At 71.0% G+C, this 14,926-nt stretch carries 12 protein-coding genes; 8 read left to right on the plus strand and 4 right to left on the minus strand.

The genetic code is table 11. The features are described from left to right. Positions 1-63: 63 nt before the first annotated feature. From ABZX40_RS12265 to ABZX40_RS12275, 3 genes are read right to left on the minus strand one after another with little or no spacing between them, the layout of a single operon-like run. Positions 64-1,881, minus strand: a complete 1,818-nt coding sequence (locus ABZX40_RS12265; protein WP_355732341.1) for an NADH-ubiquinone oxidoreductase-F iron-sulfur binding region domain-containing protein — start codon at positions 1,879-1,881, stop codon at positions 64-66. 6 nt (positions 1,882-1,887) lie between these two features. Next, a complete protein-coding gene (locus tag ABZX40_RS12270) occupies positions 1,888-3,888 on the minus strand; it encodes a molybdopterin-dependent oxidoreductase (protein ID WP_355732339.1) in 2,001 nt (666 codons plus the stop codon). Further along, positions 3,885-4,856: a 2-dehydropantoate 2-reductase gene (locus ABZX40_RS12275; protein ID WP_355732337.1), complete on the minus strand. Its 972-nt coding sequence runs from the start codon at positions 4,854-4,856 to the stop codon at positions 3,885-3,887. Before ABZX40_RS12275 ends, ABZX40_RS12270 begins: the two co-directional genes overlap by 4 nt. A gap of 297 nt (positions 4,857-5,153) precedes the next feature. Between ABZX40_RS12275 and ABZX40_RS12280 the strand changes: the two genes are divergently transcribed. From ABZX40_RS12280 to ABZX40_RS12295, 4 genes are all read left to right on the plus strand, one after another. Continuing rightward, positions 5,154-6,512 carry an OFA family MFS transporter gene (locus ABZX40_RS12280; RefSeq protein ID WP_355732335.1) on the plus strand — a complete coding sequence of 453 codons (1,359 nt, stop codon included), beginning with the start codon at positions 5,154-5,156 and terminating at the stop codon, positions 6,510-6,512. Further along, positions 6,481-6,615, plus strand: coding sequence for a hypothetical protein (locus ABZX40_RS12285; protein ID WP_355732333.1), 135 nt, complete (start codon positions 6,481-6,483; stop codon positions 6,613-6,615). Before ABZX40_RS12280 ends, ABZX40_RS12285 begins: the two co-directional genes overlap by 32 nt. A 163-nt stretch (positions 6,616-6,778) precedes the next feature. Then, positions 6,779-7,732, plus strand: coding sequence for a beta-ketoacyl-ACP synthase III (locus ABZX40_RS12290; protein WP_355732331.1), 954 nt, complete (start codon positions 6,779-6,781; stop codon positions 7,730-7,732). A 258-nt stretch (positions 7,733-7,990) separates the two neighbouring features. Further along, a complete protein-coding gene (locus ABZX40_RS12295) occupies positions 7,991-8,668 on the plus strand; it encodes a GntR family transcriptional regulator (RefSeq protein WP_355732330.1) in 678 nt (225 codons plus the stop codon). A gap of 46 nt (positions 8,669-8,714) precedes the next feature. On the opposite strand, the gene ABZX40_RS12300 is transcribed toward ABZX40_RS12295, so the two are convergent. Then, entirely contained in the window at positions 8,715-9,116 is a 402-nt protein-coding gene (locus ABZX40_RS12300) for a PaaI family thioesterase (protein ID WP_355732328.1), read from the minus strand. 280 nt (positions 9,117-9,396) lie between these two features. Here ABZX40_RS12300 and ABZX40_RS12305 point away from each other — a divergent pair, with 280 nt between their 5' ends. The 4 genes from ABZX40_RS12305 (at position 9,397) to ABZX40_RS12320 (ending at position 14,590) form a co-directional block, all read left to right on the plus strand. Continuing rightward, positions 9,397-10,578, plus strand: a complete 1,182-nt coding sequence (locus tag ABZX40_RS12305) for an ROK family transcriptional regulator (protein ID WP_355732327.1) — start codon at positions 9,397-9,399, stop codon at positions 10,576-10,578. Positions 10,579-10,995: 417 nt separating this feature from the next. Then, positions 10,996-12,513: a sugar ABC transporter ATP-binding protein gene (locus tag ABZX40_RS12310; RefSeq protein ID WP_355732326.1), complete on the plus strand. Its 1,518-nt coding sequence runs from the start codon at positions 10,996-10,998 to the stop codon at positions 12,511-12,513. Then, complete coding sequence (locus tag ABZX40_RS12315; protein WP_355732324.1) at positions 12,510-13,529, plus strand: ABC transporter permease; 1,020 nt, start codon at positions 12,510-12,512, stop codon at positions 13,527-13,529. Before ABZX40_RS12310 ends, ABZX40_RS12315 begins: the two co-directional genes overlap by 4 nt. A gap of 17 nt (positions 13,530-13,546) precedes the next feature. Further along, the gene (locus ABZX40_RS12320; protein WP_355732322.1) at positions 13,547-14,590 is read left to right on the plus strand and encodes a substrate-binding domain-containing protein; all 1,044 of its coding nucleotides are present in this window, start codon (positions 13,547-13,549) and stop codon (positions 14,588-14,590) included. Positions 14,591-14,926: the final 336 nt, after the last annotated feature.

Here is a 14,926-nt window from a genome sequence, read left to right on the forward strand (position 1 = left end):
AGTGCGCTCCCCGAAAGTGGTCGACGCCCGCCCCGAGGACGGGATTCCTGCCGGCGGCGGCCGTCATTCGTACGCTCCCAGACGGTCGATGGCGGATTCCACGGCGTTCCACGCGGTCTGGCCCAGACCGCAGATCGAGGCGTCCCGCATCGCCCGGCCCACCTCCCGCAGCAGCGCGATGTCCCCGGCGGCCTCGGCGCCGGTGCGCTCCACGATCCGGTGCAGCGCCTCCTCCTGCCGGACCGTCCCCACCCGGCACGGCACGCACTGCCCGCACGACTCGTCCCGGAAGAACTCGGCGATCCGCAGCAGCAGCCGGGGCAGCGGCACGGCGGAGCCGAAGGCCATCACGACCCCCGAGCCCAGCGTGGTGCCCGCCTCCCGGGTGCCCTCGAAGGTCAGCGGGATGTCCGTCTCGTCCGGCCGGACGAACCCGCCCGCCGCACCGCCCAGCAGCACCGCCCGCAGCCCCTCGCGCACCCCGGCAAGCGTCAGCAGCTCCCCCAGCGTCGCCCCGAACGGCAGCTCGTAGATCCCCGGGCGGGCCACGGCACCCGAGACGCAGAACAGCTTGGGGCCGGTGGAGCGGCCGGTGCCGATCGCCGCGTACGCGGGGGCGCCCCTCGTCAGGATCGGCAGGACGTTGACCAGCGTCTCGACGTTGTTCTCCACCGTCGGCTTGCCGAACAGGCCCTTCTCCACCGGGAACGGCGGCTTGGAGCGCGGCTCGCCCCGGTAGCCCTCGATGGAGTTGAACAGCGCCGTCTCCTCACCGCAGATATAGGCGCCCGCGCCCCGCCGGATCTCGATGTCGAAGACGTAGCCCTGCCCGAGGACATCGTCCCCGAGCAGCCCCCGCGCCCGGCACTGCGCGAGGGCGTGCTCCAGCCGGGCCAGCGCCCGGGGATACTCCCCGCGCAGATAGAGATAGCCGAGGTGTGCGCCGGTCGCGTACCCGGCGATGGTCATGGACTCGATCAGCGCGTAGGGATCGCCCTCCATGATCACCCGGTCCTTGAAGGTGCCGGGCTCCGATTCATCGGCGTTGCACACCACATAGTGCGGATGGTCCGGCTGGGCCGCCGTCGCCTGCCATTTCCGGCCGGTCGGGAAGGCCGCCCCGCCCCGCCCCACCAGCCCCGAGTCGGTCACCTCCCGGATCACCCCGGCCGGACCCAGCCGGAACGCCTCCCGCAGCGCCGCGTACCCGCCGTGCGCCCGGTACTCGTCCAGCGAGGCCGGGTCCACCACCCCCACCCTGCGCAGCAGCATCAGCTCCGGCGCCCCCGCCTGCGGCACCGCCAGCGCCGCCGGCGGCTCCTCGGGCGCCGAGTCGGGCGCCGTCGCGGCGAGTACGGCCGTCTCCACGGTGGCCGGCGCGGAGACGGCCGTACGGACCGGATCGCCCGCCCGGATCGCGAGCGCGGCCGGGGCCCGTTCGCACAGCCCCAGACAGGGGCCGCGCTCGACACGGACACCGGACCCGAGCCGGGCCTCGACGCCCGCGCACAGCTCCGGCGCCCCGGCCGCCGCGCAGGCGAGGTCCGTGCAGATGTGCAGCACGGTCGCCGGGCGCGGCGTCACCGCGAACAGGGCGTAGAAGGTGGCCACCCCGTACGCCTCCGCCGGGGGCACGGTCAGCCGGCGGCACAGATAGTCCAGCGCGCCGCCGCTGATCCAGCCCACCCGGTCGTTGATCGCGTGCAGCCCCGGCAACAGCAGATCGCGGCGGTCCCGGGCCTCCCGCCCGCCGCAGGCCCACCTCAGATCGGCATCGCTGCGGTCCGCCCCCTCCCAGGAGGACTCCGGCGGACCGAGCAGCGCGTCGATTGCCGCCCGCTCCTCGTCCGTCGGTTTGCTGTCACCGAAGTGCAGATCCACGGGGTGTCACCTCACGATGGTCGCGACGGGCAGTTTCTCGATCCGGATCGCCGACGCCTTGAACTCCGCCGTGCCCGCGATCGGGCAATTGGCCTCGATCGTCAGCTGGTTGGTGTCCACCTCGTCGGGAAAGTGCATGGTCATAAAGGCCAGACCGGGCCGCAGCGCCGGATCCACCCAGACCGGCGCGACCACCGCGCCGCGCCGCGAGGACACCTGGACCTCCTCGCCCACCGCCACCCCGTACCGCTCGGCGTCCTCCGGGCTCAGCTCGATGTACTCCCCGCGCCGCAGCGGCGAGGCGAACCCGCTGGACTGCACGCCGGTGTTGTAGGAGTCCAGACGGCGGCCGGTGGTGAGCCGTACGGGAAAGTCCTCGTCGGTGAGATCGACCGGAGGATCGTGCTGGACCAGCCCGAACGGCGCGAGCCGCCCGCGCTCGGCGGGGTCGTCGGCCCACAGCCTGCCGTGCAGATAGGTCGGCTCCAGGCGGTCGGTGGACGGGCAGGGCCACTGGATGCCCTGCTCCTCGGCCAGCCGCGCATAGGTCATCCCGTAGTGGTCCGGGGACACCGAGCGCAGCTCGTTCCAGACCGCCTCCGCGTCCGCGTACTTCCAGTCGTGGCCCAGCCGGGACGCCAGCTCGCACAGGATGTCGATGTCCTCCCGGGCCTCGCCGGGCGGGCTGACCGCCCGCCGCACCCGCTGCACCCGGCGTTCGCTGTTGGTGGTGGTGCCGTCGGTCTCCGCCCACCCGGCGGTCGCCGGCAGCACCACATCGGCGAGCTGCGCGGTCCTGGTGAGGAAGATGTCCTGGACCACCAGGAAGTCCAGCATCCCCAGCCGCCGGACCGCCTGCTCGCTGTCCGCCTCGGACTGGGCCGGGTTCTCGCCGATGCAGTAGACCGCCCGGAGCGAGCCCTCCTCCATCGCCTCGAACATCTCGGTCAGAGTCAGCCCGTGGTGCGGCTGGATCACCGTGTCCCAGGCGCTCTCGAACTTCAGCCGGGTGTCCGGGTCGAGGATGTCCTGGAAGCCGGGCAGCCGGTTCGGGATCGCCCCCATGTCCCCGCCGCCCTGGACGTTGTTCTGCCCGCGCAGCGGCTGGAGCCCCGAGCCGAACCGCCCGACCTGCCCGGTCAGCAGCGACAGATTGATCAGCGCCCGGACGTTGTCGGTGCCGTTGTGGTGCTCGGTGATGCCCAGCGTCCAGCACAACTGGGCGCGCTCGGCGCGGGCATAGGCGTGCGCCAGCTCCCGGATCGCCCGCGCGGGCACCCCGGTCACCTTCTCGGCCAGCGACAGCGTCCATGGCTCGACCAGCGCCCGGTACTCCTCGAAGCCGGTCGTCGCCCGCGCGATGAACGCCTCGTTGGCCAGGCCCGCGTGGATGATCTCGCGCCCGATCGCGTGCGCCATCGGGATGTCCGTGCCGACATTCAGCCCGAGCCAGCTCTCCGCCCACTCGGCGGTGGAGGTGCGGCGCGGATCGACCGCGTACATCCGGGCGCCGTCGCGGATCCCCCGCAGCACACGCTGGAAGAAGATCGGATGCGCGAAGCGGGCGTTGGACCCCCACATCACGATGACATCGGTGTGCTCGATCTCCTCGTACGACGAGGTCCCGCCGCCGGAGCCGAACGCCGCCGACAGCCCGGCCACGCTCGGGGCGTGACAGGTGCGGTTGCAGGAGTCGACGTTGTTGGTGCCCATCACCACGCGGGTGAACTTCTGCGCCACGTAGTTCATCTCGTTGGTGGCGCGGGCGCAGGAGAACATGCCGAAGGCGCCCCGGTGGCGTTCGATGCCCCGGGCCGCGCGCTCCAGCGCCTCCTCCCAGGTCGCCCGCCGGAACGGCTCGTCACGGGAGTCGCGGACGAGGGGGTGGGTGAGGCGGGTGTAGCTCTTGGGCGCGCGGTCCTTGCGGTTCTCGCGGTTCTCGCGGCGGTCTTGGCGGTCCTCGCGGTCCTCGCGGTCCTTGCGCGGACTGTTGCCGGGTTTCCTCATGCGGCGCTCCTCAGCGCGAGCAGGTCCGAGATGGCGTGCACGGTGCGCAGGGTGGGCACCTGGACGCCGGTGATCTCCGCCAGCTCCACGACGGCCGCGAGCAGCACGTCCAGTTCCAGCGGCTTGCCGCGCTCCAGGTCCTGGAGCGTGGAGGTGCGGTGGTCGCCGACCTTCTCCGCGCCGGCGAGGCGGCGCTCGATGGACACCCCGACCTCGCAGCCGAGCGCCTCGGCGACCGAGAGCGTCTCGGTCATCATGATCTCGATGACCTTGCGGGTGCCCCCGTGCAGACACATCTGCCGCATGGTGGCGCGGGCCAGCGCGCTGATCGGGTTGAAGGAGATGTTGCCGAGCAGCTTCAGCCAGATGTCGTTGCGCAACTCCGGCTCGACCGGGCACTTCAGCCCGCCGGTCACCATCGCCTCGCTGAAGTCCGTACAGCGTGGCGACACACTGCGGTCGGGCTCCCCGATGGAGAACCGGGTGCCCTCCAAGTGGCGGACGACGCCGGGGCCCTCCAGCTCGGTGGCCGCGTACACAACACAGCCGATGGCCCGCTCCGGGGCCAGTACCGCACTGACCGCACCGCCCGGGTCGACGCTCTCGATCCGGTGGCCGTCGTACGGTCCACCGTGGCGGTGGAAGTACCACCACGGAATGCCGTTCTGGGCGGCGATGACCGCCGTCCGGTCGTGCAGCAGCGGCTCGATCAGCGGCCCGCACGCCGCGTACGAGTTGGCCTTCAGGCCGAGGAAGACGAAATCGACCGGGCCGATCGAGGCCGGGTCGTCGGTGGCATGGGGCCGGGCGACGAAGTCACCGCGCGGACTGAGCACCTGGACGCCGTGCTGCCTCATGGCCGCGAGATGCGGTCCACGGGCGACGAGATGGACGTCGGCACCCGCGCGGTGCAGCGCGGCACCCACATAGGCGCCGATCGCACCGGCGCCGAGAACTGCGACTTTCACGGGGACAACTCCGTTCGGTTTGAGGGATACCGCGGAGGTGGTCGGGAGGTGGGGAGAGGGAGAGCGACATGGCCGGGAGAGCGAGCAGGCGGGAGAGCGAGTAGGTCGGGGGAGCGAGCAAGCCGGGAGGGCGAGCAGGTCGACGGAATATTGTCTACAGTATGGAGGTTGGGTCGACAAGGGTCCGCGCAACCACCGTTCCCGGCGCGACCGTTCGCCGCGCGGTGCATACCGCTCATCGCATACGGTTGACCGTCGGCTTTCCAACGCCCCCGAGTCTGCCTACGGTTCCGGATCATGAGTCCCCCCATCGCTCCCGTGGGCTGGAGCCGCTGGCTCGTTCCCCCCGCAGCGCTGTCCGTCCATCTGTCCATCGGCCAGGCGTACGCCTGGAGCGTGTTCAAGCCACCGCTCGAATCGGCGCTCGGGCTCAGCGGCACCCAGAGCGCGCTGCCCTTCCAGCTCGGCATCGTGATGCTCGGCCTGTCCGCCGCGTTCGGCGGCACCCTGGTCGAACGCCGGGGCCCCCGCTGGGCGATGACCGTCGCCCTGGTCTGCTTCTGCTCCGGCTTCCTGCTCTCCGCCCTCGGCGCGGCCACCGAGCAGTACTGGCTGATCGTCTTCGGCTACGGCTTCGTCGGCGGCATCGGCCTGGGCATCGGCTACATCTCGCCGGTCTCCACTCTGATCAAGTGGTTCCCGGATCGCCCCGGCATGGCCACGGGCATCGCCATCATGGGCTTCGGCGGCGGCGCGCTGATCGCGTCCCCCTGGTCGGCCCGGATGCTGGACTCCTTCGGCACGGACAGTGACGGAATCGCCCTGGCGTTCCTGATCCACGGCCTGACCTACGCGGTCTTCATGACACTGGGTGTCCTGCTGGTCAGGGTCCCCCCGACGCCCCTCCCAGGGGCGCGGGACGCAGCGGTCGGCGACTCCGCCGCGCGGGCGCGCTCAACCCCCACCGGCCCCCAGGTGACCGCGGACCAAGCCCTCCGCACCCCCCAGTTCTGGTGCCTGTGGATCGTCCTGTGCATGAATGTCACCGCGGGCATCGGCATCCTCGAAAAGGCCGCCCCCATGATCACCGACTTCTTCGCGGACACCCCCACCCCGGTCTCGGCGGCGGCAGCCGCCGGATTCGTGGCGCTCCTCTCCGCCGCGAACATGGCGGGACGCATCGGCTGGTCCTCCACCTCCGACCTCGTCGGCCGCAAGAACATCTACCGCCTCTACCTGGGTGCCGGCGCCCTGATGTACGGCCTCATCGCCCTCTACGGCGACTCCTCGAAGCCGCTGTTCGTGCTGTGCGCGCTGGTCGTCCTGTCCTTCTACGGCGGCGGCTTCGCCACCGTCCCCGCGTATCTGAAGGATCTCTTCGGCACCTACCAGGTCGGTGCCATCCACGGCCGGCTGCTCACCGCCTGGTCCATCGCCGGGGTGCTCGGCCCGCTGATCGTCAACTGGATCGCCGACCGGCAGGAGAGCGCCGGGAAGACCGGCGCCGAGCTGTACGGACTGTCCTTCCTCATCATGATCGGGCTGCTGGTCGTCGGCTTTGTCGCCAATGAGCTGGTCCGGCCCGTCCACACCCGCCACCACCACGTTCCCGGGGAGGCCGCCGATGTCCGGCGAGCGCAGCCAGAGTCCGCCTGACCGCCGTCCGCTGATCGTGTTCGCCTGGCTCTGGGTCGGGCTGCCGCTGGCCTACGGAATCCTTGAGCTGGCCCGGAAGGCGACCCAGCTGTTCACCGGGTGAGAAGGGCCTCGCGGGCCCGGGGACGCCGTGCGGGCCGTGTCGGTGCTGATAGAAACCGACAACTCGGGCGGGTGAATCCTGTGGCATCCCGTGCCGCCATACCCGTGAGTCACTGATCAGACTGGTGGATCCCGGACCCGGAACCCTTGGGGGGCCCACCCGTATGAACGGCTCGCGTATCGCCGCTGTCGGCCACTACCAGCCCGCCCGCGTGCTCACCAACGAGGATGTGGCGGGCCTGGTCGACACCAGTGACGAGTGGATCCGCAGCCGGGTCGGTATCCGTACCCGGCATATCGCGGGCCCCGACGAGCCGGTGGACGAGCTCGCCGCGCACGCCGCGGCCAAGGCGCTCGCCGCGGCCGGGCTCGGCCCGGAGGACATCGATCTGGTGCTGGTCGCCACCTCCACCGCCATCAACCGCTCGCCCAACATGGCCGCCCGGGTCGCCGCCCGGCTCGGTATCCCCTCCCCGGCCGCGATGGACGTCAATGTGGTGTGCGCGGGCTTCACCCACGCCCTCGCCACCGCCGACCACACCCTGCGCGCCGGGGCCGCGACCCGCGCCCTGGTGATCGGCGCCGACAAGATGTCCGACGTCGCCGACTGGACCGACCGCACCACCTGCGTCCTGGTCGGCGACGGCGCCGGAGCGGCCGTCGTCGAGGGGATGGACGGGCCGGCCGGTCAGACACCCGGGATCGGCCCGGTGCTGTGGGGCTCGGTGCCGGAGATGGGGCACGCCGTCCGGATCGAGGGCAGCCCGGCCCGGTTCGCCCAGGAGGGCCAGGCCGTCTACCGCTGGGCCACCACCCAGCTCCCGCCGCTCGCCCGCGCCGCCTGTGAGCGCGCCGGGCTGGCCCCCGCCGATCTGGCCGCCGTCGTACTGCACCAGGCCAATCTGCGGATCATCGAACCGCTCGCCGAGAAGATCGGCGCGGTCAACGCGGTCGTCGCCCGCGATGTCACCGACTCCGGCAACACCTCCGCCGCGAGCATCCCGATGGCCCTGTCCAAGCTGGTCGAGCGCGGTGAGATCGGCTCCGGCGACCCGGTGCTGCTGTTCGGCTTCGGCGGCAATCTCTCCTACGCGGGCCAGGTCGTCCGCTGCCCCTGAGTGAGGGGCGGGGGCGCTCCGGGTGACGTCCTGGGGCGCCCTGGGCGTGTGCGTGGCGCGTTGCCCGTTCGGGCAGATCCCGGCCGTCGCCCTGGGCGGGGTGCGGTGTGATGTGCCCAACTGACCGATTTCCTGGAATCGGTGCGCCGTAGACTGTAGACGAAAGACAATCGATACTGCCATCGATACTGCTTTTGCCCGGTCATTACGGTTGTCGTGGAGTAATGCCCGCAGTGCCTGCCCAGGAGGGGGACCGCGATGCTGTCGACAGGACTGCCGCTGGGGGCTGTGCCCAAGCTGGAGCGCCCCGGCCCACTGCGCGACCGCGTCTACGAAGCGCTGCTGGAGCTGATCACCACCCGCGCCCTCCAGCCCGGCCAGCATCTGGTCGAGAGCGAACTCGCCGGGCATCTCGGAGTCTCCCGCCAGCCGGTGCGCGAGGCCCTCCAGCGGCTGAACACCGAGGGCTGGGTCGATCTGCGCCCCGCCCAGGGCGCGTTCGTCCATGAGCCCACCGAGGAGGAGGCCGACCAGCTGCTCACCGTCCGCACCCTGCTGGAGGCCGAGGCCGCCCGGCTCGCCGCCGCCAACGCCGGCACGGCCGGGGTCACCGCGCTGGAGGAGCTGTGCGCGGAGGGCGAGCGGGCCGTCGCCGCCGATGATGTGGACGCGGCGGTGCTGCTCAACGCCCGCTTCCACGCCAAGGTGATGGAGCTGGCCGGGAACACGGTGCTGGCCGAACTCGCCCGCCAGGTCGACCGCCGGGTGCGGTGGTACTACGCGCCGGTGGCCCGGCAGCGGGGCCGCCAGTCCTGGATCGAGCACCGTGAGCTGATCGCCGCGATCACCGCCCGCGACGAACCCCGCGCCACCCAGATCATGCGCGCCCACACCGAGCACACCCGCAGGTCGTACCACGACCGCCCGCGCGACTAGGGCGTGCCGGGCGTCGCTACGCCGCGGAGATCCGTAAGACACGCCCTTAGCGCGCCGGCACCGCCTGGGTCTGGGTCGTACGGCCCACCTCGCGTCCCTCGTCGTCGTACAGCCGGGTCTCCACGACCGTGAACGAGCGGCCGGTGTGCAGTGGGCGGGACTCGGCGCGGACGGCGCCGGAGCGGACCGCGCGGAAGAAACGCGTCCCCGACTCCACCGTGGCGGTCGCCGCGCCCGGCGGCAGATTGAGGTGGGCGCAGACCGCGCCCGCCGTGTCGGCCAGGGTCATCAGCGCACCGCCGTGCAGCGCGCCGCCGAGCGTGCTCAGCCGCGCGGACCAGGCGAGGTGCGCCACGACCCGGTCCCGGGACGCCTCCGCCAGGGTCACGCCCAGTTCGACGGCGAAGGGGACGGCGGCGAGCGGGGTGACGGGGTCGGGGTCGGGCATACCGGGCTCCAGGGGTCGGGGTGGGTGAGTCGTGAGTCCCACCGTTCTCTTCCGCCCCGCCGGTGTCGATGACCTCCGAGGTAAGGGGTCGATAATCGGGAGAAATCGCCATCAATCTCCTCACGTCGACCCTCCCTCACCCCCTCTTTGTCCTGTCAGTGGAAAAAGTCGACGGCAATCTCTGCGCAAGTTCTTCCCCATCACGGCAGCCACTGCTACGTTCCCCTCGAAAGCCACACGGAGACAGCCGATATGAGGCGGGGAGGGGCTCGTGAGACGTATGACCGCACGACCCGCTAACGCCCATCAGGCCCGGCTGCTGAAGCTCTTGCGCGACGGCGGCCCCAACTCCCGTGCCCAGCTCGGCGACCAGATCGACCTCTCCCGGTCGAAACTGGCGGTCGAGGTGGACCGGTTGCTGGACACGGGACTGGTGGTCGCCGACGGACTCGCCGCCTCGCGCGGGGGGCGCCGCTCCCACAACATCCGGCTCAATCCGGGGCTGCGCTTTCTCGGCGTCGACATCGGCGCCACCTCGATAGACGTCGCCGTCACCAACGCCGAACTGGAGATCCTGGGCCATATCAACCAGCCCATGGAGGTCCGCGAGGGACCCGTCGCGGTCTTCGAGCAAGCCCTCTCCATGGCCGCCAAACTCAAGGCGTCCGGGCTGGTCGAAGGGTTCGACGGGGCCGGGATCGGCGTACCGGGACCGGTCCGCTTCCCGGAGGGCGTCCCCGTGGCGCCGCCGATCATGCCGGGCTGGGACGGCTTCCCCGTGCGGGAGGCGCTCAGTCAGGAACTCGGCTGCCCGGTGATGGTCGACAACGATGTGAACCTGATGGCGATGGGGGAGCAGCACGCGGGCGTCGCCCGTTCCGTGGGCGACTTCCTCTGCGTCAAGATCGGTACCGGTATCGGCTGCGGGATCGTCGTCGGCGGAGAGGTCCACCGCGGTACGACGGGCAGCGCGGGCGACATCGGGCACATCCAGGCCGTGCCCGACGGACGGCCGTGCGCCTGCGGCAACCGGGGGTGCCTGGAGGCCCACTTCAGCGGTGCCGCGCTCGCGCGGGACGCGCTGGAGGCGGTCCAGCAAGGGCGCTCACCGGAACTCGCGGCCAGGCTGGAGGCGACCGGCACGCTCAGCGCCGTCGATGTCGCCGCCGCGGCCTCCGCGGGGGACGCCACCGCCCTCGATCTGATCCGCGAGGGCGGCAACCATGTCGGCCAGGTCATCGCCGGCCTGGTCAGCTTCTTCAACCCGGGGCTCGTGGTGATCGGCGGTGGAGTGACCGGCCTCGGCCACAATCTGCTCGCCGCGATCCGCACCCAGGTCTACCGCCAGTCGCTGCCTCTGGCGACCGGCAATCTGCCCATCGTGCTCGGTGAACTCGGCCCCACCGCCGGGGTCATCGGCGCGGCCCGGCTGATCAGCGACCATCTGTACTCACCCGCGTAAGCGGTCACCCGCGCAAGTCTTCGCCCGCGTCAGTTTTCACCCGCGTCATTTCTCGCCCGCGTCATTTTCGCCCGCGCAAGCGGTCACTCGCGTCAGTAGTCACTCGCGTCAGTAGTCATCCGCGCAAGCAGTCACCCGCGTAAGCAGTTATCCGCGTCAGATTTCGCCCGCGCAAGCAGTCATCCGCGTCAGTAGTCATTCACGCTATAAGCAACGTCTCACGGCGGCGGTCGCGTTTCTCGCGGCTGCTGGTCGAGCCATGCCAGTCACTCGTGTCAGCGGCCTGCCCTCCCGGGTCCGCGTGTTCTTGGCACCACGATCCTTCCTGCTGTGATCTGCCCCTTTTGTAGACGCTTCCCTACCTCTTTATGTCCTCTTCTGCCCTGAAACCCGGCCCGCCCGCCGAGGGGAACCCACATGGCACCTGAACCACCGCTGCTCAGCATGTCCGGCATCACCAAGTCGTTCCCCGGCGTCCGGGCCCTCGACGGCGTCGACCTCGATGTGCAGGCCGGTGAAGTGCACTGTCTGCTCGGCCAGAACGGAGCCGGCAAGTCCACCCTGATCAAGGTGCTGGCAGGCGCCCACCAGCCGGACGGCGGCACCATCCGCTGGCTCGGCGAGGATGTCACCCTGCGCTCGCCGATCGCCGCCATGCGCCTCGGTATCGCCACCATCTACCAGGAACTCGACCTGGTGGAGCATCTGTCCGTCGCCGAGAACGTCCACCTCGGCCATGAGCCGACCGCCGCCGGATTCGTCGTGAAGCGCGGCACCGCGCGCGCCTCCACCGCGGCCCTCCTCAAACGTCTCGGCCACCCCGAGATCGACCCGGCCCGGCTGGTGGGGGAGTTGTCGGCCGCCCAGCAGCAGATCGTGTCGATGGCACGGGCGCTGTCCCACCACGTCCGGCTGATCGTGATGGACGAGCCGTCCGCCGCGCTCGACCCGGACGAGGTCGACAACCTCTTCCGGATCGTGGCCGATCTGACCGCCGACGGGGTCGCCGTCGTCTACATCTCGCACCGGCTGGAGGAGATCCGCCGGATCGGGGACCGGGTCACCGTCCTCAAGGACGGCCGGGCGGTGGCCGGCGGACTGCCCGCCAAGTCCACCCCCACCAAGGACGTGGTGGCCCTGATGACCGGCCGCAACGTGGAGTACGTCTTCCCCGAGCGGCCCACCGCGCCGAAGCCGCGCGATCCGCTGCTGGAGGTCCGCGGACTGGCCCGGGACGGCGAGTTCGAGTCCTTCGACCTGAGCGTGCGGCCCGGGGAGATCGTCGGCTTCGCCGGACTGGTCGGCTCCGGCCGCTCCGAGATCCTGGAGACCATCTACGGGGCCCGCAAACCGACGGCCGGTCAGGTCCTGGTCGACGGCAGGCCGTTGCGGCCGGGCAGCGTCCGCGCCGCCGTGCGCGCCGGACTCGGGCTCGCCCCCGAGGAACGCAAGGCGCAGGGCCTGCTGATGCTGGAGTCCGTCACCAACAATGTGTCGGTCTCCTCCATGTCCCGCTTCGCCCGCCTCGGCTGGATCGACCGGGGCGCCGAACTGAAGGCGGCCCGCGCCACCACCCGCGAGCTGTCCCTGCGGCCCGACAACCCCGCCGTCCCGATCCGCACCCTGTCCGGCGGCAACCAGCAAAAAGCCGTCCTCGCCCGCTGGCTGCTGCGCGGCTGCCGGGTCCTCCTGCTCGACGAACCCACCCGCGGTGTGGACGTCGGCGCCCGCGCCGAGCTGTACGCCGTCGTCCGGCGCCTCGCCGACGAGGGCCTCGCCGTCCTGCTGGTCTCCAGCGAGGTGCCCGAGGTGCTCGGCCTCGCCGACCGCGTCCTGGTCCTGCGCGAGGGCCGGGTCGTGCACACCGCACCGGCCCAGGAACTGGACGAACACCGCGTCCTCGACCTTGTGATGGAAGGAAGCCCGGCGTCATGACGCAGCCCGTCTCCCCGCCGCGGGACAGCACCGACAAGGCGCCGCCGGTGAGCGGACCGCCCGCCTGGCGTGCCACGCTGTTCCGTACCGACGTACGCACCCTGTCGCTGCTCGGTGTGCTCGCCGCGCTGATCGTGATCGGCGGCATCACCAAGCCCGACCAGTTCCTGGACACCCGCAATCTGCAACTCGTCCTCACCCAGGCGTCGATCATCGGGGTCGTCGTCGTCGGGATGACCTTCGTCATCATCTCCGGCGGCATCGATCTCTCCGTCGGCGCGATCGTGGCCCTGGCCTCGGTCTGGGCGACCACGGTGGCGACCCAGGAGTACGGTTTCTTCGGCATCCTGTTCACCGCGGTGATCGTCGGTGTGGCCTGCGGACTGGTCAACGGGGTGCTGATCGCCTACGGCGGGATGGTGCCGTTCATCGCCACCCTCGCCATGCTGGCCTCGGCCCGCGGACTCGCGCTCCAGATCACCGACGGCAAGACCCAGATCGTCACCGTCCCCAGCGTCCTCGACCTCGGGGAGCGCGACGCCTACATCCTGGGCATCCCGCCGCTGGTCCTGGTCTTCGCCGCGGTCACCGTCATCGGCTGGCTGCTGCTCAACCGCACCACCTTCGGGCGCCGTTCGGTCGCCGTCGGCGGCAACGCCGAGGCCGCCCGGCTGGCCGGGATCGACGTCCGCCGCCAGCGCCTGTATCTGTATCTGCTCTCCGGGCTGTGCTGCGGTATCGCCGCCTTCCTGCTGATCATCCTGTCCGGCTCGGGCCAGAACACCAACGGCAATCTCTACGAACTCGACGCCATCGCCGCGGCGATCATCGGCGGCACGCTGCTCAGCGGCGGCCGGGGCACGATCGTCGGCTCGGTGCTCGGGGTCCTCATCTTCACCACGATCACCAACATCTTCGCCCTGAACAACCTGCAGAGCGACGTCCAGCAGATCGCCAAGGGCGCGATCATCGTCGCCGCCGTGCTGGTCCAGCGCCGTACCGCGAGCACGACTTGAGGAAAGGGTTCGCCACCATGCCAGAGTTCACCAGCCGCAGAGGAATGCTCTTCGGGACCGCCGCCGTCGGCGCGGGTGTCCTCCTCGCCGGATGCACCAGCAACGAGTCCTCCGCGGACGACGAGCCGGCCAACAACGAGCAGCCGGCCGCCTCCGACGCCCCCGGCAAGCCCGTCACCATCGGCTTCGCCGGTCCCCAGGCCGACCACGGCTGGCTCAACGCGATCAATGACAACGCCAAGAGCCGCGCCGAGAAGTACGAGGACGTGACGCTGGAGATCACCGAGGGCTCCAACGACACCGCCGCCCAGATCGGCCAGATCGAGACGCTGATCAACAAGAAGGTCGACGTCCTGGTCATCCTGCCCGCCGACGGCAAGGCGCTCACCCAGGTCGGGCTGAAGGCCATGCGGGCCGGGATCCCGGTGGTCAACCTCGACCGGATCTTCAACTCCCCGCAGGCGTACCGCTGCTGGATCGGCGGCGACAACTACGGCATGGGCCTCAACGCCGGGCACTACATCGGCGAGCGGCTCAAGGACAAGCAGAACGCCAAGGTCATCGAGCTGGCCGGGGTGGACGCGCTGGAACTGACCCGGCAGCGCACCCAGGGCTTCGACGACGCCCTGAAGAACTACCCGAACATCGAGAAGGTGGCCCGTCAGGCGGCCGACTTCACCGTCGAGTCCGGGCAGGCCAAGATGGCGCAGATGCTCCAGGCCCAGTCGCAGTTCGACGCCCTGTGGAACCACGACGACGACCAGGGCGTGGGCGCGCTGCGCGCCATCGAGCAGGCCGGGCGCGACGGCTTCCTGATGGTCGGCGGCGCGGGCGCGCTCTCCGCGTTCCAGGCCATCAAGCAGGACAGCGGCGTCCTCAAGGCGACGGTCCTGTACCCGCCGACGATGGCCGCCTCCGCGATCGACCTCGCCCGCGCCCTCGGCCAGGGCAAGGGCGTCGGCGGGATGGCCGAGTTCGAGATCCCGGCGTCGGTCTCCCTGTACTCGGCCGTCGTCGACAAGACCAACGTCGACCAGTACATGCCCACCGGGTTCAAGTAGGGGCACCGAGACCGGGCCCGCCCGCACACGAGGGCGGACGGGCCCAGGGTTCGGTGTTCCGTTCCGGGCACGCAGAACGCGGCCGGACGGGACCGGGGGCCCGGGAGTTCTCCCGGTCCCGGTCCGGCCGTGCGGCGGCGACGCCCGGACGGTCCGGCCGGGGTACCTGAACCCCGGAGAACCGGGCGTTCCGGAATCGCGAGAGCCGGAACGGCGGGGATCCGGGGCACGGGGCGCGGCAGTGCAACGCCGGGACCAGGGGCCCGGCGCGCACCGCGGCCCTGTGCGCCCCGGCAGCGGGCGGCACCGCGTCGGTCGTTACGGGAGACGCCACCG

Source organism: Streptomyces sp. NPDC004610 (genome assembly GCF_040609715.1).
Lineage (GTDB): Bacteria > Actinomycetota > Actinomycetes > Streptomycetales > Streptomycetaceae > Streptomyces.